The sequence below is a fragment of the Treponema primitia ZAS-2 genome (assembly GCF_000214375.1).
Classification (GTDB): domain Bacteria; phylum Spirochaetota; class Spirochaetia; order Treponematales; family Breznakiellaceae; genus Termitinema; species Termitinema primitia.
Genome location: NC_015578.1, coordinates 2,580,991 through 2,599,743 on the forward strand (window position 1 = coordinate 2,580,991; position 18,753 = coordinate 2,599,743).

An 18,753-nucleotide genomic window follows, 5' to 3' on the forward strand; every position below is an offset into this window, starting at 1 on the left:
TTACCGCCCATTCCTGTATGCCGTTACCAGGGCAAGAATTTTTTCGTAGGCATTCCGGTCAAAAGTGGTGTCCACCAGGGTGGGGATAACCCGGTTCATATCATCATACCATTCCTGCAACTGCCGGTCGTTTAGATCATTGATAACAAGCCCGTGCTTACCCATGGTAAGGATCGCCTCAGTTTCAAGATCCATCATGGATTTTTCAATTTCCTCCCCAAACTTTTGGGTTATCCGGAGAATATCGGCCCGATACTGTTCGGGAATTGAGTCCCAGGTATGCTTGTTCAGGATCACGCTCCCCAGGAAGGGAGCGAGATTCAGGGATGCCATGTTTTTGGCCACCCCGAACAACTGGAGTCCCGCCGCTCCTATGGGGCTGCCATATATAGCATCAATGGTTCCCCCGTTCAGGGCGATGAGGACCCGGTTACCATCAATAGGAGTAACCTGGTACCCCATGGACTTAAAAGCCTGGGTCATGGCCGGTTCCTGGGGATCGCTGCCCACTCTCTGGCGTTTCAGATCTGCGGGAACAAAAACCGGGGATTTGGAAAAGATCTTTATCCACCCTCCCTTGACTATGGCCAGGGGATATAAACCCTGGGCGCTAACCTTAGCTTCCAGTTCGGGTTTCAAATTCGCAAAGACCAGATCCATTTCAGCATTACTACGGATCAGAAAGGGACAGCTCAGGGTTAAAAATTCCGGGGCGATTCTGTTCAACCCGAAGGATGTAAATACCGCCGCCTGGATTACATTCATATTGAGTTTCTGCAGCATATCCGCCTCGTTGCCCTGGGTACCATTGGGGTAGATCTGAAGCCGTACCTGCCCGTTGGTTGCTGCAGCCCATTCTGCGGCCATGCGGTTTAAGGCAGCGCCCCAGGGGGTACTGGCGGGAACCTGGGTAGCCAGCTTTATAGTAATCTGCCCTCCCGGCCTCCTTTGAGAATATGCCGGAAAAGAAATGAAAAACAGCAATACAATCAACAATCCCACCGCAAGCGGTCGGGGTCTGTTGTTCTTATAGGTACATCCCTTTATTAACCCCACACCGCGAAACAGTAAAACTACGTCATTTTTTCTCAAAATAATTCTCCTTTTTGGGTGTACCGAACCTTTCTCAGGGGTCCAAATCGATAAAGATGTCAGGTGCCGAATCCAGGAGGTACCGGGCTTTCCGCTGGGATAAAATATTGACCAGCCGGTTCGGAGGGTCCTTCTCAATGTCTATGGCAAGTGCGGATTCCAAACAGCTTTTAAAGGTAGCATAATCTTGAGCGGGAACACAAACCGCCGTGGCGTAAGAAACGTAAGGTCCCGGAGCAAGCCCCTTTGTTTTTTCAAGGGCGCGACGGTAGTGGAGTTCCACCTTTGAAGGGTCGCCTCCCATTCCTTCGGGCACCGAAGAGTAGAATAACACATAAAAATCGTCCAGGGCGCCGGAATTAAAATCCGGGTCCAATTCGTAGGCCCGGGCAATAGCTGCGGTCAGTTCCGGAAGCCGCATTCCCAGATCCAAATCAAAGGGATTCATGGCGTAGGCGGAAAGAACCCCCGCGGCGTGCCAGTAGATGAAGGGGACATCCGCCTTTTTCAGCTTGGCCAGATACTTGTCCAGGACACCCTTTTCATAGGCATCCCCCCATCCGGGATATTTTTGCTCCAGCCCCGAGGCGAGTATTGCGGCCCCGCGGAGGTAGAGCAGCCTGGCCCGCTCCAGTTGAATCAGCTTCTCTTCAAAGGCCTCCACAGGAAGCATCTCCGCCGGCCCCTGGATAAAGGCGTTGGCGTACATGATAAAAAGTGAGCCCGTAGTGAGGATCAGCCCCTGGTGACTGGGCTGCATGGAAAGCAGGGCTTCGTACATTTTGATGGCAAAGGGCAGGGCGCCGGCCACAAGCTCAGGGTCCGAATCGCCGGTGAATACATCACTGCTTCCCGTACCGGAGAGGGCATTGGCCACCGCCTTGGTGGCTACTTTATTCAAGGAACAGGAAGAAAACAGGATCCCCATGCAAAGAAAACAAGATAACAGGACTGAACGAAATTTCACCGGCCCTCCTAATCGCCAATTACCTGACGTATATCCTTTTTGATGGCCTCAAGTTTTCGGGCCGCCTCGGACTTGGCTGCTTCCAGCCCCCCCGGTCCCAACTGGGTGCAACTGGAGGCGTAGAACTTTATCTTAGGTTCCGTACCACTGGGACGGGCGCTGACCACAGTCCCGTCGGACAGGTAAAACTGTAGCACATCACTCTTGGGTAAGTCCACCGGGTCGGTCTTGCCGGGCTCTGCCGGGTATTTCCACACCGATTCCTGGATATCCCGGACTTTCTCAACCCCAAGTCCCCCCAGGGTTTTTGGCGGGTTTTTCCGGTATCCTTCCATAATACCCTGCATAATAGCCGGTCCCTGGGGCCCCTGGAAGTATTTGGAGATCCCCGCCTCCTCCCAGTAGCCGTGGGCTTCGTAGAGTTCGTCCAGCCGGTCCAAGAGGCTTTTCCCTTTGCTCCGCCAGTACAGGGTCATTTCGGCGGTCATGGCTGCGGCGGATACCCCGTCCTTGTCCCGGACCTCGTTCTCCACCAGGAAGCCATAGCTCTCCTCGGTGCCAAACACCACGTTGGCGCTGCCGTCTTTTTCTGTTTCAGCCATTACGCTGGCTATCCACTTAAAGCCCGTAAGACACTCGTAACATTTGGCCCCGTAGGATTCGGCAACCCGCTTCTGCATACCCGTAGTAACGATGGTATTAACCATCGCCGCCTTGGGGGGCAGCTTTCCGGTTTCCTTGAGCGAAAGGAACACATAGTCCGCCAGGAGGGTCCCCAGCTGGTTCCCGGTGATCAGGGTAAAGTCACCCGGGGCGCCCCGCTTGCCCGAGGGCACCGCAATGCCCAGCCGGTCCGCGTCGGGGTCCGTGGCCATAACCACATCGGCCCCCTTTTCTTTGCCCAGCTTTACCGCCAGTTCCAGGGCTGCGGCTTCCTCAGGGTTGGGGAAGGATACCGTGGGGAAGTCCCCGTTGCCCTCCCGCTGCTCCGGCACAGTGATGACCTTAAGGCCCAGGCTGCCCAGAACCGCCTCCACATGCAAGGCCCCGGTCCCGTGCAGGGGGGTGTAGACGATCTTCACTTCAGCGGCCTTGGCCTTGATCAGCTCAGGCCGGAAAAGGCGGCTGCGTACCATTGCCTGATAGGGATCGTCTATTTGTTTATCGATAATTTCCAAAAGTTCCTGGGAAAAGGCCTCTACCCGGGTAAGCTCCCGAATCTCCTTCACCCCATTGACCTCCCGGATGATCCCCTCGTCGTGGGGGGGGATCACCTGGGAACCGTCGTTCCAATAGGCCTTGTAGCCGTTGTACTGGGGCGGGTTATGGCTGGCAGTGACCACTATCCCCGTGTCGGCCCCCAGCTTCCGTATGGCGTAGGACAGCTCCGGTGTGGGCCGGAGGGCCGAAAAGAGGTAGGCTTTGATGCCGTTCCCCGCAAAAATCAGGGCGGCGGCCTCGGCAAATTCCGGGGAATAGTGGCGGCTGTCGTAGGCGATAACCGCAGCAAGCTTCCCCGCAGCGGCCTTTTCCGGAAAAGCCTTGCGCAGATAGGTGGCAAGCCCCTGGGTGGCGCTTTTTACCACCAGGGTATTCATCCGGTTATACCCCCCGCCAATGACCCCCCGCAAGCCTCCGGTGCCAAATTCCAGGTTCCGGTAGAACCGGTCTTCCAGTTCCTTCCAGTCCTGTTTGGCTAGAAGGGCTTCTACTTCGGCCTTAAAAAACGCATCCTGTTCTCTGGCTATATAATCCTTTGCTTGGGCAATAACTTCGGTTTGGTCCATGGGGTATCCTCCGAGTTTAGTATAGTAAGCGGGTAAGTCCTGTGCAAGGGGAATGGGGAACCAGGCTTGCCCCGCCCTTGCCCATTCCCCATTGCTTAATAGATATATCCCACCGGTTCGTCACCGTGGACGCCGACCAGTTGCAGCCGTTTCGGGTCCACCATAAGGTCCATGTCTTCCAGGGGGATTGCCCCGAGGAGCAGCAAATCGGCGCCGGGAATCACCCAGGGTTCGCAGGTCATGGAGCGGTCCTTCCAGCATACCTTGACGGTCTCGACTACCTTGCAGACCACCGGATCACCATTCACCATGCGGGACTTCTTCATGTGCTCGGTCCGCAGACCCAGTTCTTTCTGCACCGCCTCGTTGATTATCAGGGTCGGCGCGCCGGTATCGACCACGCACTGTACCGTCATTTGCCGGATTTCCGATTCCTTGAGATGTCCATCTCCAACTCTCGTTATATCACCCACGTTTTTCAGGGTGATTTCTTCAAACACGGTTCCCATCATTTTGCCTCTTCTCCACTAAGATTTAGTATACCATGCCGGGTTTAATTTTGACAAACTCCTCCCGGCTGAGGGGCCGCCGGGCCAACGGCCGGACTTCTCCCTGCACCCTGTATGGCGCCACCCCATAAAATGCTTTAGTCCCTGTGCTCCCCTGCGTAAGCAGGTTCTTCGTGGTTCTTCCTTCTCCGGAATCGAAGACCGTCCCCAGGCGTATCTCCTTGAGGACGGCGCGTACCGGGGGCGCAGCTACAAGGCCGACGCTGTGCTGCCGGTCCAGGTGCTTGAGGGGCTTACAGTTAGCCTGGGGGATATTTTTCAGTAGCTCCCAGCAGAAAAACGGCTGACACCTTTTTGACCAAAACAGAGCACTCGGCCTCGCCTCTGCTGTAAATTTGGGCGGTGTTTTTGTTGCCAGCGACGGTGAATTCGTTAAGCCGGAAGCCGCCGAACACGCCCCGATCCACTGGTTCCGCCCTCCGAAAAAGAAATAAATTTATACCCATAGCCTCTTCCCCCCATCAGTACGATCCATCACTTAAAAGTTCACCTGGCACTTTTTTGGGCTTTTCTTTACGCGCCCTTGAACAATAATAGATAAATTTGGTATTATTACCCAATTATTTTCAGAATGAATCTTCTTTCGTAACCGGAACAAAGAGGTTATCGCAAAGTTCGATTATACTGCAAGTAACGATTTTACGGGTACTTTCCCTTGAAAACACCCGGAATTGCTTTCAAAACAGAGGGAGGCTTTATGACCATAGTGGAAATGCTGGAACAAAGCGGGGTTCTGACCCTGCTCGGCATGGGAGTCGTGTTCGGTTTTCTCGTCATTCTGATTGTGGCGGTAACCCTGATGGGCAAGCTCATCCATGCCATTGGGGCGGACAAGGACCTGAATCAGCCGGCAAAAACGGGATCCGGCGCTGGGCCCGCTAAGGCCGCTGCCTCGGCTACCGCAGTCACGGCGGCTATCACCGCAGCGGTGACCGAATACCGAAAAACCAACCCATAAATAAAGGAGTTCAAAAATGGCAAAAGTACAATTAACTGATTTAGTTCTCCGGGACGCCCATCAATCTCTGATTGCGACCCGGATGGTAACTGCGGATATGCTTCCTATTGCGGAAAAGCTGGATAAAGTCGGCTATTACGCCCTGGAAGCCTGGGGGGGCGCCACTTTCGATACCTGTATACGGTTCCTGAACGAGGACCCCTGGGAGCGGCTTAAGAAACTCAAGGCCGCCCTGCCCAATACAAAGATCATGATGCTCCTCCGGGGGCAGAACCTGCTGGGATACCGGCACTATGCGGATGATGTGGTGGCCAAATTCGTGGAGATTGCTGCTAAAGACGGGGTGGACATCTTCCGCATCTTCGACGCGGTGAACGATCCCCGGAACTTCCAGGCCGCCACCGCCGCCGCCAAAAAGACCGGCAAGCACATCCAGGCGGCCATCTCCTACGCGGTGACCCCCTTCCATACTATAGAAAAGTATGCCGAACTGGCAAAGCAATACGCGGATATCGGGGCGGATTCCATCTGTATCAAGGATATGTCCGGGCTATTAAAGCCCTATGAGGCATATAGCCTGGTGAAGGCCATCAAAAAGGTGACCGACCTGCCCATCGAAATCCACTCCCATGCCACCACGGGTATGTCCGTGGCCACCCTGACCAAGGCTGCCGAGGCGGGGGCGGAGATTCTGGACACGGTCATCTCTTCCCTGGCCATGGGCACCAGCCACAGCCCCACTGAAACCATGGTGGAGATTTTCCGGGGCACCGAATTTGACACGGGCCTGGACATCAAGCTCCTGCTGGAAATTGCCGCCTACTTCCGGGATGTCCGGAAGAACTACAAAAAATTCGAATCCAGCTTCCAGGGTGCAGACACCCGGATCCTGCTCTCCCAGGTTCCCGGGGGCATGCTCTCCAATCTGGAAGGCCAGCTTAAGGAACAGGGCGCGGCGGACAAGATCGACGATGTGCTCAAGGAAATTGCCGTAGTCCAGAAAGATTCCGGCTACCCGCCCCTGGTTACCCCCACCAGCCAGATCGTGGGCACCCAGGCGGTGTTCAATGTCCTCTTCGGCAGGTACAACAAACTGTCCGGGGAATTCCAGGACCTCCTGGCGGGCAAATACGGCGCCTGCCCGGCTCCCAAAAATCAGGATGTGGTCAAAAAAGCCCTGGAAGCCCTGAAACTTGAAAAGGAAGTCACCCACCGCCCGGCGGATGATATTCCCCCCGAATACAGCAAACTGGAAGATGAAGCCAAAAAAGTCCTGGGGACCAGCTCGGTTTCCGTGGAAGATGTGCTTACCTACGCCATGTTCCCCAAGGTTGCCCCGGAATTCTTCAAGAAGCGTTCCCAGGGCCCGGTGGTGTTCAAGCCCGAGCCTGCGGCTCCTGCCGGCGGCGCTGCCCCTGCGGCGGCTCCCGGCCAGGCGGCCAAGTATGTGGTCAATGTAAATGGCGCCAACTACAACGTGGTGGTCCAGCCTGCGGGTACCGTGGCGATAGCGCCCGCTCCCGGAGCTGCCGCTTCAAGCGGCGCTGCCCCTGGGGCGGCCCGTTCCGGCGGCGGCGTTACCATCCCCGCACCCGTAGCAGGCACAGTTCTGCGCTATGCGGTGAACGAAGGCGAAGAGGTCAAATCCGGAACCACGGTGCTGATCATCGAGTCTATGAAAATGGAGCTGGAGATCAAGGCGACCTCCGCCGGGCCGATCCACTTCCTGGTTCCCACGGGAACCCAGGTGGCGTCCCAGCAGCCTGTGGCGGAAGTCGGCGGTTCCGGTGGAAGCGAGCCTGTACCGGCTGCTGCCCCTGAAGCCGCTCCGGCGGCGCCTGAGGCTGCGGCCCCTTCTAGCGGCGGCACGGTAATCCCCTCCCCGGTGGCGGGGACAGTCCTGCGCTATGCGGTGAACGAGGGTGCAGCGGTAAAACCCGGGGACACGGTGGTGATCATCGAGTCCATGAAGATGGAACTGGAAATCAAGGCCACTGCGGCCGGAGCCGTCCACTTCCTCGCCCCCACCGGAGCCCAGGTAGCCTCCCAGCAGCCCCTGGCGGAAATTGGTTAAAACCCCTAAAGGGGTTTTAACTTGGAGTTTGCTATGCAAACTCCATGACATTAAGGACAAAGGATAAAATATGTTGAACCTTAAAAAAGATCCGATACTGGTTACCAAGATATGCCTGCTCGTGCTGATTGGGGCCTTTGCGTTTACCTTGGTGAGCGCATCCTTCTCGCCCCGGGCCCATGCGGCGGGCGAACAGACTAGTGATTCAAGCTCGGAACTGCCGTCCTTCAGAAACCTGAACGGGATAATCCCCAACAGCCGGGACCTTCCCCGGGTTTCCGTTGCCAGTTTTGCCCGTAATATCCTGGAAACCACCGGGATATACGCCTTCATACACGATGCCATATCCGGGGAAACCCCCGCAGGGCTTCCTATCACCGTTTTCGGCTGGCAGGAACTCCTCATGGTGGCGGTGGGCTTTCTCATCGTCTACCTGGGGGCGGTCAAGGGCTTTGAACCTCTGCTCCTGATCCCCATCGGCTTCGGCACCATCTTTGTGAACATCCCCTTTGCCGGCATGGGGGAGGCGCCCCACGGGTTCCTCAACATCATCTACGAATCCGGGGTGGGGAACGAATTCTTCCCCCTGATTATTTTCATCGGTATCGGGGCCATGACCGACTTCGGCCCCCTGATCGCCAACCCCAAGACCGCCATCCTGGGCGCCGCAGCCCAGTTCGGGGTCTTCGGCACCCTCTTCGGCATCTCCCTAGCCAACTACCTCCCGGGGGTTGCCTTTAACCTCAAGGAAGCTTGCTCAGTGGCCATCATCGGCGGCGCCGACGGCCCCACCACGATCTACATCGCAGCAAAGCTGGCCCCCCACCTCCTGGCTACCGTGGCAGTGGCGGCCTACTCCTACATGGCCCTGGTGCCCATCATCCAGCCGCCCATCATGAGGGCCCTCACCACCAAGCAGGAGCGGCTTATCAGGATGCGCCAGCTACGGCCGGTGTCCAAGGTAGAAAAAGTGTTCTTCCCCATGGTGGTCTTTGCCCTTACCCTGTTGATTATCCCTTCCGCGGCCCCCCTTATCGGCTGCCTCATGTTCGGCAACTTCCTGCGGGAATGCGGAGTGGTGGATCGGCTTTCCAATACCGCCCAAAATGATCTGATGAATGTGGTGTCCCTGTTCCTCTCTCTGGGAGTGGGCAGCCAGATGACCCCGGAGAAGTTCCTCAACCCCTCCTCCCTGATCATCGTGGTCATGGGTCTTTTGGCCTTTTCCATCGCCACCACTTCAGGAATCCTGGTAGCAAAACTGATGAATGTATTCCTCAAAGAAAAGATCAATCCCCTAATCGGTTCCGCCGGTGTATCCGCGGTACCCATGGCCGCCCGGGTTTCCAACAAGGTAGGTCTGGAAGAGGATCCGGGGAACTTCCTCCTGATGCACGCCATGGGCCCCAACGTGGCCGGTGTTATCGGCACCGCAATTGCGGCAGGAGTATTGATAGCGGTTTACGGCGGCTGATACCAAAAACCACTACGCATAGCAGAACTACTGCGGTGCCGCCGGCTCCGCCATTGCGGCGGGAGTCCTGATGACGCAGCTCCGCCGAATGGCGGAGCTGTTAATCCTTCCTATCGGCAAACGGACCGAAGGGACGTATAGCGGTTTATGGCGGCTGATTGTATACGCGTCCGTATGGACGCGTATACAAAAATTTCCTATACAACCAGCCCCGAAGGGGCTGATTAATCAAGACAGTATCACCGATTGCAAAAGCCTTCTAAAATTCCCGATAGGGTTTTAGAAGGCTTTTGTTTTGTTTTGTTTTGAAGGTATTGAAAAGCCTAATCAGGGGTTGAAAGGCCATTTTGTGTTTGTCCGGGGAGAAATAGTTTCTACACATAACAAAACATAACAAAACCTATTGACATCTTCTTAAAAGAATGCTAGAGTCCCATGATATGGAAGCATGATCTTCAGGACGGAGAATTCCTGATGAAAATAAGGAGACAAAGAAATGCTTAAGAAAAAAATCATCCCGGGAGTAGCGCTTGTAGTAATACTGTTCAGCGCTGTTTCATGCGGAGCGAAAAAGCAAAATACCCCGGACAGGGTAGAGAACGAGGAAAAGGGCATACGAACGATCACCGATCTTGCGGGCCGTACTGTGAAAGTCCCCATCAACCCGGAAAGAGTCGCCCCCCTAGTGGGTCCAGGTTATGAAAAGATCATCCTTCTGGGTGAGGTTGATAAAGTAGCTGTTACTGGTAACCGTATGGCGGTTACCAGTTGGGCGCCGGTGATCGCCCCGGCATACAAAAACAAACCGGTGATAAACTCCGCCACGGAGCCCAATATTGAAGAACTGGTAGGGCTGGGGGTTGATGTGGTTTTTTATTGGGATTCCTATCCTGATGTGATCGCAAAACTTGACGAGGTAGGGATACCAGTGGTGGTAACCCAGCTTGGTAATGGTAATCCGGGAAGCATTGATGAATTTATTCGGTTTCAAAAGGAGGAGGTACTCCTTTTTGGGGAAGTTCTGGGAGACAAGGCGTTTGCCCGGGCAAATGAGTGGTGTACTTTTTTCGATGAAAAGGTAAATTTTATTCGTTCCCGTGTAGCATCCTTAAGGGCGGATCAAAAGCCGGATGTCTATTATGTAAGAGGTCCTGACGCCCTGACCATCCATGGTCGGAATTCCTATACCATGTGGCTTGTTGAATTAGCGGGAGGAAATCTGGTAAGCAAAAACAGCCAGATTGAACTTCTCTATACCACCACTATGGAAGATGTGGTGAAATGGAACCCGGAATATGTCTTTATGGGACGGGTAAACAGCACCGATATCATTACAAAAGATCCTGCCTGGAGTGGAATTCGGGCGGTGCGGGAAAACAAGGTTCTGGTCAATCCCAAAGGGATAATGATGTGGGATTACAGCAGCGAAGGACTGCTACTCATGGAATTTATCGCTAAAACCCTGCACCCGGATCTTTTCCCTGATCTGGATATACGGCAGGAAATAAAAGAGTATTTCAAACGATTTTACGGATATACCCTTTCAGATGATGAAGCTGACCGGATCTATCACTATCAAGATCCTGCATAACCCGTGAAGAACCAGCAGTTTGCGGGGAAGCTCCCTGTACCGCCGAAGCGTATGCATCCCCGGTCACTTATAACCATACTGCTCATTCTGTTGCCGGCCATCTCCCTCTGTGCCCTGGCAATGGGCCGGTATAGGGTGCCCCTGCCCCAGGTTGCCGCCATCCTGGCAAACCGCCTGCTGCCCCTTTCCCCCTCATGGACCGCCCAGATGGAAAATGTGGTGCTTAACATACGGCTGCCCCGGATTTTTGCGGCGATCCTGGTGGGGAGCGCCCTGGGCCTGTCCGGGGCGGTATACCAGGGTATGTTCCGAAACCCCCTGGTTTCTCCGGATATCCTGGGAGTTTCCTCCGGCGCCTGTGTGGGGGCCGCCGCCGCGATTTTATACCACCTGGGACCCTGGGCTATCCAGCTATTGGCTCTGGCCGGGGGGCTTGCAGCGGTACTCCTCACGGTTACTATTCCCAAGCTCTTTAAAAATGCGTCATCCCTGATGCTGGTCCTGGCGGGGGTGGTTGTTTCGGGGTTTATGAACGCCCTGTTGGGGGCCATGAAGTATATTGCGGATCCGGAAAATGAACTGGCCGCCATTGTGTACTGGACCATGGGGAGTCTCGCTTCAGCACGGGGGACCGAAACCCTTATCATGGCCCCGGGTATACTGACTGCCCTTGTTCTGGTTCTGCTCCTGCGCTGGCGGATCAATCTGCTCGCCCTGGGAGACGCCGAGGCCCATTCCCTGGGCGTCAATGTCCGGGCCCTACGGGGCCTGATGATCCTCTGTTCGACCACCCTTACCGCCTTGGCGATCTGTCTGTCCGGAACCATAGGTTGGGTAGGGCTGGTGATCCCCCATTTGGGACGGCTCCTGGTGGGGCAGGATCACCAGCATCTGCTTCCCGCATCGGCCCTGATAGGGGCGGTGTTTATGGTAATCGTTGATACCCTGGCCCGGAATATTTCAGGCTCCGAAATCCCCTTGAGCATCCTGACCGGGCTTTTGGGAACCCCCCTCTTTATCTGGCTGCTCCTGCGCCAGAGGGCGAGGATTGGATGATCACAGAAAAACTGTCGACCTGCACTCCAGCGCTGCTGGAGATTGACAATATCAGCTTCGCCTATGAAAAAGAACGGAATGTATTTACCGGAGTGAGCTTTGTTTTGTATCCCGGGGAGGTTTACACCATCCTTGGCGCTAATGGGGCGGGAAAATCAACCCTGCTCGCCTGCCTCCAGGGGCTGCTGCAGCCGGATACCGGCTCTATCAGGATTGACGGCATAAACGCCGGGGATATGCATGCCGGGGAATATGCCCTGAAGGTCGGGGTGGTGACCCAGTCTCAGGCTTTGACGGTGGATTTTACGGTGAGAGATTATCTGATTCTGGGGCATGCGCCGCATATTGGTTTTCTGAAAATACCGGGAAAAGCAGAATATGACGCTGTAGATTGTGTCATGGAACGGATGGGTATCCGGCACCTTGCAGATAAGTCCATACTCCAAATATCCGGGGGGGAGCGCCAGCAGGCGCAGATTGCCCGGGTCTTGGTACAGAATCCCAAACTCATCCTTATGGATGAACCCACAAACCATTTGGATTACGGCAACCAGATTAAGGTTCTGAGAATTATTGCGACCCTGGCGGAGGAGGAGGGAATTGCGGTAATTTTGACCACCCACACGCCGGACCATGCCATACTGCTTGATTCCAGGGCGGGGATTCTTGACAGGGAAGGTCATTTTGTTTCAGGTAATGCGGAAGATATTATCACGGTAGAAAACCTGCAGGGGATCTATCAGGCAGATATCGCCATGCCTTTTATTCCGGAAGTAAACCGCCGGGCCTGTGTGGTCCGGGGCATACGATAGTATTTCTGAGGAGGAAATCTTATGAAAAAGTTTTTTGTTCCAATGATAACAGTGCTGTTTTTATTCAGCAGTGTTAGTGTGTTCTCGTCTCCCCGTAAGGATACTGCCCAGCCAGCATCAGGCAGTACAATTACCGACCTGGCCGGGAGGCAGCTTACCCTGAAGACCCCGGTAAATAAAGTGGTTGCCCTGGCAGGGCCGTCCTACGAAAAGGTGTTTCTCCTGGGCCAGGCAAGCCGCCTTGTGGGGGCTCACTTCTACATGGTTGACCGGCCCTGGGTTATTGCCACCAATCCCGGCATTGCGAAAGTAACGCCCGTGCGGAGTCCTGCGGAGCCTAATGTGGAGGCCCTGCTCGCCCTGGGGACGGACTGTGTGCTTTTTTGGGATTACGCTGACGCGTTAAAAAATCTGGAAAACGCCGGACTTCCCACAGTGGTGGTTCAGCAGTCCGTAGGAAACCCCCAAAACACCGATGAGTTTATCGCCTATCAGAAACGGGAAGTCCAGGTATTCGCCGATGTGCTGGGACCGGAAGCCCAGGCAAAAGCAAAGACATGGTTTGATTATTTCGACCAGAAAGTAGCCTATGTACAGGGCCGTATCACAAGCATTCCGGCTTCCCAGCGAAAAACAGCCATCTATGCCTACGGTGAAGAGGGGTTGGGGGTATTCTCCCAGTATTCCTACGTTTCTTACTGGCTGCAATTAGCCGGAGGCAGAAATATTGCCGATGAGACCGGCATGGAGATGGATACCGAAGTTACCATGGAGCAGGTCATTGCCTGGGACCCGGATCTGATCTTCATGGGCCGTATGGATTCTGCAGATCCGGTACTCCATGGAACAACCTGGGCTCAGCTTAAGGCAGTGAAGAACAATGATGTGTATATCTGTCCCGATGGGGTCATGTACTGGGACTATTCCAGTGAAGGGGTATTACTGATGCTGTTCCTGGCGCAGAAAATGTATCCCGATCTGTTTACAGAACTTGATATGGTTGCCGAAACCCAGGGGTATTACCAAAAATTCTACAGCTACAGCCTGAGCGCAGAAAATGCCCGGCAGCTGCTGAATCACCTGCCACCGCAGTAAGAATGTCCCGATATTATTACAAAAAATATTCCTGGCCGTAGAGAAGTTCTACGTCTACTTCACTGCCCCTGGTGAAGACGCCGGGTCCCTTGACCGTACAGTGACCGGGATGAAAGCCCATGGTCCGTTTCCCTTCCACATGATCGAAGGAAACGGGCCAGGCTTCATACCCGCCGCTTTCAGTACGGGTCAGAATAATGCGGCAAAAGAATTCGAATCCTTCGGGAAAAAACCTTCCACCGGCGACATCGGCACTGAGGACAGCCTTGACCTTGGTCCGTATTGGCACAGGGATGCCCAGGGCATGACAGATGATGCCCCGGACGCACCAATCCAAGCCGTAGTAGGCGGCCAGCATGGGACCCGGCAGGTTTACTACCGGCTTGTTATCAATAAGCGCAAGGCACAGGGGCCGGCCGGGAGCGGCAAGGACCCCATGGCAGATCAGGGTTCCCATTTTCGCAAGAAGCGCAGCATTGTAATCCTCGGCGCCTTTAGAGGAACCTCCGTTCAGGATCACCAGGTCCGCAGTTTTGAGAGCTTCGGACAAAACAGACTCAAGCTGTGCAGGTTCGTCTTTACGGATAGGGTATAGCATCGGTTCCGCCCCCATTTCCCGGAACATCTGTTTTGCCATGATACTATTGGTGTCGATGTTATCCCCCCGCCCCGGGACCTGCCCCAGAGGGATAAGCTCGTTCCCCGTGGGGATAAATGCAACCCTGGGTACTCTCAGCACCGGGACTTCCCAGAGACCGCCCCTGGCCAGGGCGCCAAGATCACAGGCGCGTATAGGAAGCCCTTTTTCCAGGATCAGTTCCCCTTCCTCAATAGCGCTTCCCCGGCCATTCACATTCATTCCCGGTTTTACTTCCGTGCCGGAAGCCAATCGCAGCCCCCCGTCCCCGGTAAAGCTAACCGCTTCTATCATAATAACCGTGTCGAACCGGTCGTCAAAATCGTCCCCGGTATCCGCCCGGACATAATCCTTTCCAAGCCTCCAGCCCGCAGTATCCGGGGCGCCCTGGGCAAAATCGGCGCTCCGTACGGCAATACCGTCCCCGGCGGAAGAACGGAATACCGGCAGGGTAAACCGTGACCTGAGATCCTCCGCGCTGATACGGCCCAGGGCATCCTCCAGGGGAACTCCTTCAGTTTGCTTTTTCGGCTTCCAGAGGGAGAAAAGTTTTTCCAACGCTTCGGTACGGCTGTAATTATCAAATTCCAATCTGATCCTCCAGGGACTGCCAGTCCGTTATTTTTTAAATTATACCACATATTTTTTTTGACAGACAAGGGATCTATTCAGCAAATTCCCTGGGCTTAATCCAGGGCCTTCATAGATTCCGCCATTTTGATACGCCGTATCTTTCCTAACATCAGTATATCTACCAGGACGGAAAAGCCCAAGGTTATAATGGCGGAAAAAACAAAACTAAGGGGGGCAATTTTCCGGCCGAACATAAGGTCCGTATTTTCCGCCACCCCGATAATAAACCGGTGCAGGGGGAGCCCCAGAAGCAGCCCCGCAGCGGCGCCGGTGATGCTGAGGACAGAGATCTCCCGGAAGATATAGGCTGCAGCCTCGTTCCGGTGGAAGCCCAGTACCCTGAGGGTTGCCAGCTCCCGGCTGCGCTCGTTGATGTTAATATACGTGAGGTTGTAGAGCACAATGATCGCAAGCCCTCCGGCAGCGGCGATGAGGAGCAGCACCACATAATTGATGCTGGTTAAAAGGTTGTTATAAGCTTTCTGCATCTGGGAGGTAAATTCGGCGCCACTGACAAGATCGCTTTCCAGGACCCTCCGGGTGATTTCATCCTGCCCCGCAAGGTCCCTGACCCCGGTATTCACCAACAGGGTTCCGTAGGAGAGGCTGCCGCCGAAAGCATCCTGGTACGCCCCGGAACCGAGGTAAAGGTAATTACCCACATAGTTTTCAGTAAATCCCGTGAGGGCGATCTCTGCCCTTCTGCCTTCGGCATTTTCCAGGGTAAAGGTTTCCCCCGGTGAGAGCCCCAGAACTTCCGCCATTTTTTCGGTGATAAGCGCCGATTCAGCAGTAAAACTAATGGGCGACCCGGTACGGCGATTTTTCAGGCCGATAAAATTCCCCAATGCCCCACTGTCTTTGGGAATAAAAACAGAAGCACTAATCCTATCGCTGCCCTTTATCACATAGCCGTTACTGATATACACTTCTGCATAGCCCCCGCTTTGCGTTGCATTGGTGTGGGCCAGATAGGCATGGACAAGCTCCTCCCCCGCCCCAAACCCTGCTTCTTCCAGTTCCAGCCGCAGGTCGTATTTCAGGATGTCCTCAAACTGGTTGCGGGCTATGTTGACAATAGAATCCCTGAGGCCGAAGCCGGTGAGCATCAGGGCGGTGCAGCCGGCTATGCCTATCACGGTCATGAAGAAGTGTTTCTTATACCGCATCAGGTTCCGGGCGGTTACCTTGTGGGTGAATTTCATGGGCACCCAGATGAAGGGCAGGAATTCCAGAAAGATCCGTTTTCCAGCCCGGGGAGGACGGGGCCTCAGTAAAGCTGCTGGTTTTTCCCAGAGGGAACTGTAGCTGGCATAGATCGTGGCGCCCATGGTGCAGATCAGCACCGCGCCGCAGGCGATAAGGCCGAAGGGCCAATTAAATTCCGTAACCAGCGGGGGCAGCCGGTACATGGTGCCGAAGGCGCTGTAGATGATCATGGGGAGCCCCCAAAACCCGCTGACCATGCCCAGGGCTGAACCCAGCACACCGGTCAGGCTGCAGTAGATAAGGTATTTGGCGGCGATAATCCGTTTCTGGTAACCCAGGGCTTTTAATGCCCCTATCTGGGTACGTTCTTCCTCCACCATTCTGGTCATGGTGGTAAGGGCCACCAGAGCCGCTACGAGCAGAAAAAATACCGGAAACACCCGGGCCAGGTCGGCGATCTTTTCGGCATTGGCCCTGAAATTGGCGCACCCTACATTGGAATTGCGGTCCAGCACATACCACTGGGGCAGGTCAATAGTAATAGTGCCGACCTGCCGCTGGGCATCCAGGAGCCCTTCCTCCCCCTCCCGGAGCATACGCTCCGCCCTGATCCGGGCGGCATTGTACTCCCCTTCCCCGGCGCTCAGTTCCTCCCGGGCCTCCAGCAGTTCCAGCCATCCTGCCTCTATCTCCGCTTCCCCTGCATCAAGTTCCGCTTCCGCCTTGGCAAACCCTTCCCGGGCCCGGACACGGCCCTGCTCAAGCTCCGCCCGGCCTTGGCGCAGTTCCCGTTCCTTGGCCGCTACCAGGGCGCTTCCATCTTCCCATTCCTTCAAGCCCTGATCGTACTGGGCAACCCCTTCCCGGCCCTGACGGGTGGCCATCCTGGCCCGGGATACCCGGGTCTTCTCCACCTCATCCCGCGCTGCATCCAGCCGGGTCTTAGCCTCAGCCAGGGTCCGACCTGCAGCGGCCAGTTCGGCTTCTCCATTTCTGAGCAGTATTTCTGCGTCATCCATTTCCTTTTTCACCCGGGCCTGTTCCAGGGCCAGGGTTTCCCGACCCCGGGCGATACCCTCCTCACCTTCTGCAAGTTCCACTTCCCCCCGCTCAATTTCCAAAGCCCCTTCATCCAGTTTTTGCCGAGCCGCGGCCAGTTCCCTCAGGGCGGTAACCCGGCCCTGCTCATATTCGTCGCTGCCCTGGTTGATTGCATCCCGGCCACGAGACCGGGCTTCGGTGAGTATCTCCTCATAGCGTATCCGTGACCGCTCGGTTCCCAGGGTTTCGATAGCAATCCTGGCGGCGTCCACAGCCTTCTGGTAGGGGTCCGTAAAGGCCCTGAGCGGGCGAGCATCTTTCAGGGTAATATAGAGGTCGGTCCAAACCGGAAGGGCAAAACTGGTATCCCGGGCATAGATGGCAGTCCCCAACCTGCCGTTTCCAACCCCCGTAGGTTCCCGCTCAAAGGAAATAAACAGGGGGTTTTTCACTATTCCGGTAACAGTATAACTGTTAACATGGTAGATTTTCTGTTCTTCATCTAAAATGGGGGCAGGGGGAATAATGGTAAAAATCGTGTCTATGGGAAATTCCTCAAAATATCCGCCCCCCTGCTGGACCAGGCATTCATCGTCCGCTTCGGGGAAACGGCCTGCAACAAGTTCCAGGCGATTGACGAAGCCTTTGTCCCGGGCTGCTTCCAGGGGGAGCCCGTAGATGCGGGCGGTGATCAGCTCCTCGCCGCGGGAAGCGCCGCTTTCGGCCGGAACGGCGGAAGTTCCGCTGGCCCGGACCAGGGTATCCATGGCATAGGCCGGGAGTACCAGGCTGATTTCTTCCAAGGCTTCCAGCGCCCGGACATCGTCCCCGGTGACACCCATGGTCGCCTTGATGAAGATATCCATCATATTGGTTTCGTCAAAATATCGGTCCAGGGAAAGTTTCATGTCCGGAGTGGTGGCAAGAAGCCCGGCGAGGAAACCCACCCCCAGGGCGACGATGGCAAAAATCGCCACAAAGCGGCTGAAACTACCCCGTATTTCCCGGAGTATGGTTTTAATATAGGTCTTGCCGAAGGGCCGCATTACCACTCAATCTGTTCCACCGGCAGGGGGCTCGCATTCCGGTGGATTTTGATAATTTGTCCGTTTTTAAGCTCAATCACCCGGTCCGCCATGCCCGCAATGGCCAGGTTATGGGTGATCACGATAACTGTCTTCCCGTTTTCCCCGCAACAATCCTGGAGCAGCCTGAGTATGTGTTTCCCCGTCTCATAGTCCAGGGCGCCGGTGGGTTCATCGCAGAGCAGTATCCGGGGGTTTTTCGCCAGAGCACGGGCCACGGCGACCCGCTGCTGTTCCCCCCCGGAAAGCTGGCCCGGGAAATTGCCCATCCGTTCCCCCAAGCCCACCGCCGTCAGGGTTTCCCCGGGGTCCCGGCTTGCCTCACATATTTCCGAGGCAAGTTCCACGTTTTCCAGGGCCGTAAGGTTCTGGATCAGGTTGTAAAACTGAAAAACAAATCCCACATCGTAACGGCGGTAATCGGTGAGCTGCCGCTCGTTTAGGGCGCTGATCTCCCGGCCGTCCAGGAGTATTACCCCTTCGTCACAGGAATCCATACCCCCCAGCATATTGAGGAGGGTGGTTTTTCCTGCCCCGCTGGGTCCCAGGATGACGCAGAATTCGCCCTTCTCAATCTCAAAATTGAGATGATCCGCCGCTGCTATCCTGATTTCCCCCATGGTGTAGTATTTGCATACCCCCCGAAATTCTACATATCCCACGGAAAACCCCT

At 55.3% G+C, this 18,753-nt stretch carries 14 protein-coding genes; 7 read left to right on the top strand and 7 right to left on the bottom strand.

Translation table 11 applies throughout. From position 1 onward, the window contains the following. From TREPR_RS11265 to TREPR_RS11280, 4 genes are all read right to left on the bottom strand, one after another. Positions 1-1,092: a TRAP transporter substrate-binding protein gene (locus TREPR_RS11265; RefSeq protein WP_245534724.1), complete on the bottom strand. Its 1,092-nt coding sequence runs from the start codon at positions 1,090-1,092 to the stop codon at positions 1-3. A 34-nt stretch (positions 1,093-1,126) separates the two neighbouring features. Continuing rightward, entirely contained in the window at positions 1,127-2,059 is a 933-nt protein-coding gene (locus TREPR_RS11270) for a TRAP transporter TatT component family protein (protein WP_015708442.1), read from the bottom strand. Positions 2,060-2,067: 8 nt separating this feature from the next. Beyond that, a complete protein-coding gene (locus TREPR_RS11275; RefSeq protein ID WP_015708443.1) occupies positions 2,068-3,846 on the bottom strand; it encodes a phospho-sugar mutase in 1,779 nt (592 codons plus the stop codon). 95 nt (positions 3,847-3,941) lie between these two features. Beyond that, positions 3,942-4,358: an aspartyl protease family protein gene (locus TREPR_RS11280; protein ID WP_015708444.1), complete on the bottom strand. Its 417-nt coding sequence runs from the start codon at positions 4,356-4,358 to the stop codon at positions 3,942-3,944. 754 nt (positions 4,359-5,112) lie between these two features. Here TREPR_RS11280 and TREPR_RS11290 point away from each other — a divergent pair. From TREPR_RS11290 to TREPR_RS11325, 7 genes are all read left to right on the top strand, one after another. Then, positions 5,113-5,373 (top strand): OadG family protein, encoded by a 261-nt coding sequence (locus tag TREPR_RS11290; RefSeq protein WP_015708446.1) that lies wholly within the window; start codon positions 5,113-5,115, stop codon positions 5,371-5,373. Between the two features lie 16 nt (positions 5,374-5,389). Then, positions 5,390-7,447, top strand: a complete 2,058-nt coding sequence (gene oadA / locus TREPR_RS11295) for a sodium-extruding oxaloacetate decarboxylase subunit alpha (protein WP_015708447.1) — start codon at positions 5,390-5,392, stop codon at positions 7,445-7,447. Positions 7,448-7,517: 70 nt separating this feature from the next. Next, positions 7,518-8,921, top strand: a complete 1,404-nt coding sequence (locus TREPR_RS11300) for a sodium ion-translocating decarboxylase subunit beta (RefSeq protein WP_015708448.1) — start codon at positions 7,518-7,520, stop codon at positions 8,919-8,921. Between the two features lie 496 nt (positions 8,922-9,417). Further along, on the top strand, positions 9,418-10,512 hold the full coding sequence (locus TREPR_RS11310; RefSeq protein WP_015708450.1) for an ABC transporter substrate-binding protein: 1,095 nt from the start codon (positions 9,418-9,420) through the stop codon (positions 10,510-10,512). A 3-nt stretch (positions 10,513-10,515) separates the two neighbouring features. Next, positions 10,516-11,568, top strand: coding sequence for a FecCD family ABC transporter permease (locus TREPR_RS11315; RefSeq protein ID WP_201765740.1), 1,053 nt, complete (start codon positions 10,516-10,518; stop codon positions 11,566-11,568). Continuing rightward, positions 11,565-12,380: an ABC transporter ATP-binding protein gene (locus TREPR_RS11320; RefSeq protein ID WP_015708453.1), complete on the top strand. Its 816-nt coding sequence runs from the start codon at positions 11,565-11,567 to the stop codon at positions 12,378-12,380. The genes TREPR_RS11315 and TREPR_RS11320 overlap by 4 nt, the downstream gene beginning before the upstream one ends. Before the next feature lie 21 nt (positions 12,381-12,401). Then, a complete protein-coding gene (locus TREPR_RS11325; RefSeq protein ID WP_015708454.1) occupies positions 12,402-13,475 on the top strand; it encodes an ABC transporter substrate-binding protein in 1,074 nt (357 codons plus the stop codon). Between the two features lie 16 nt (positions 13,476-13,491). On the opposite strand, the gene TREPR_RS11330 is transcribed toward TREPR_RS11325, so the two are convergent. The 3 genes from TREPR_RS11330 to TREPR_RS11340 form a co-directional block, all read right to left on the bottom strand. Next, a complete protein-coding gene (locus TREPR_RS11330; protein WP_015708455.1) occupies positions 13,492-14,703 on the bottom strand; it encodes a molybdopterin-binding protein in 1,212 nt (403 codons plus the stop codon). Positions 14,704-14,798: 95 nt separating this feature from the next. Further along, entirely contained in the window at positions 14,799-18,041 is a 3,243-nt protein-coding gene (locus tag TREPR_RS11335; protein ID WP_015708456.1) for an ABC transporter permease, read from the bottom strand. Beyond that, on the bottom strand, positions 18,041-18,742 hold the full coding sequence (locus tag TREPR_RS11340) for an ABC transporter ATP-binding protein (protein WP_015708457.1): 702 nt from the start codon (positions 18,740-18,742) through the stop codon (positions 18,041-18,043). The genes TREPR_RS11335 and TREPR_RS11340 overlap by 1 nt, the downstream gene beginning before the upstream one ends. Positions 18,743-18,753 lie beyond the last annotated feature (11 nt).

Bases quoted from the DNA above. Each gene is read 5' to 3' on its own strand.
- TREPR_RS11325 (WP_015708454.1), top strand. From the start codon at position 12,402: ATGAAAAAGTTTTTTGTTCCAATGATAACAGTGCTGTTTTTATTCAGC.
- TREPR_RS11310 (WP_015708450.1), top strand. From the start codon at position 9,418: ATGCTTAAGAAAAAAATCATCCCGGGAGTAGCGCTTGTAGTAATACTG.
- TREPR_RS11335 (WP_015708456.1), bottom strand. From the start codon at position 18,041: ATGCGGCCCTTCGGCAAGACCTATATTAAAACCATACTCCGGGAAATA.
- TREPR_RS11290 (WP_015708446.1), top strand. From the start codon at position 5,113: ATGACCATAGTGGAAATGCTGGAACAAAGCGGGGTTCTGACCCTGCTC.
- oadA (WP_015708447.1), top strand. From the start codon at position 5,390: ATGGCAAAAGTACAATTAACTGATTTAGTTCTCCGGGACGCCCATCAA.
- TREPR_RS11280 (WP_015708444.1), bottom strand. From the start codon at position 4,358: ATGATGGGAACCGTGTTTGAAGAAATCACCCTGAAAAACGTGGGTGAT.
- TREPR_RS11275 (WP_015708443.1), bottom strand. From the start codon at position 3,846: ATGGACCAAACCGAAGTTATTGCCCAAGCAAAGGATTATATAGCCAGA.
- TREPR_RS11320 (WP_015708453.1), top strand. From the start codon at position 11,565: ATGATCACAGAAAAACTGTCGACCTGCACTCCAGCGCTGCTGGAGATT.
- TREPR_RS11300 (WP_015708448.1), top strand. From the start codon at position 7,518: ATGTTGAACCTTAAAAAAGATCCGATACTGGTTACCAAGATATGCCTG.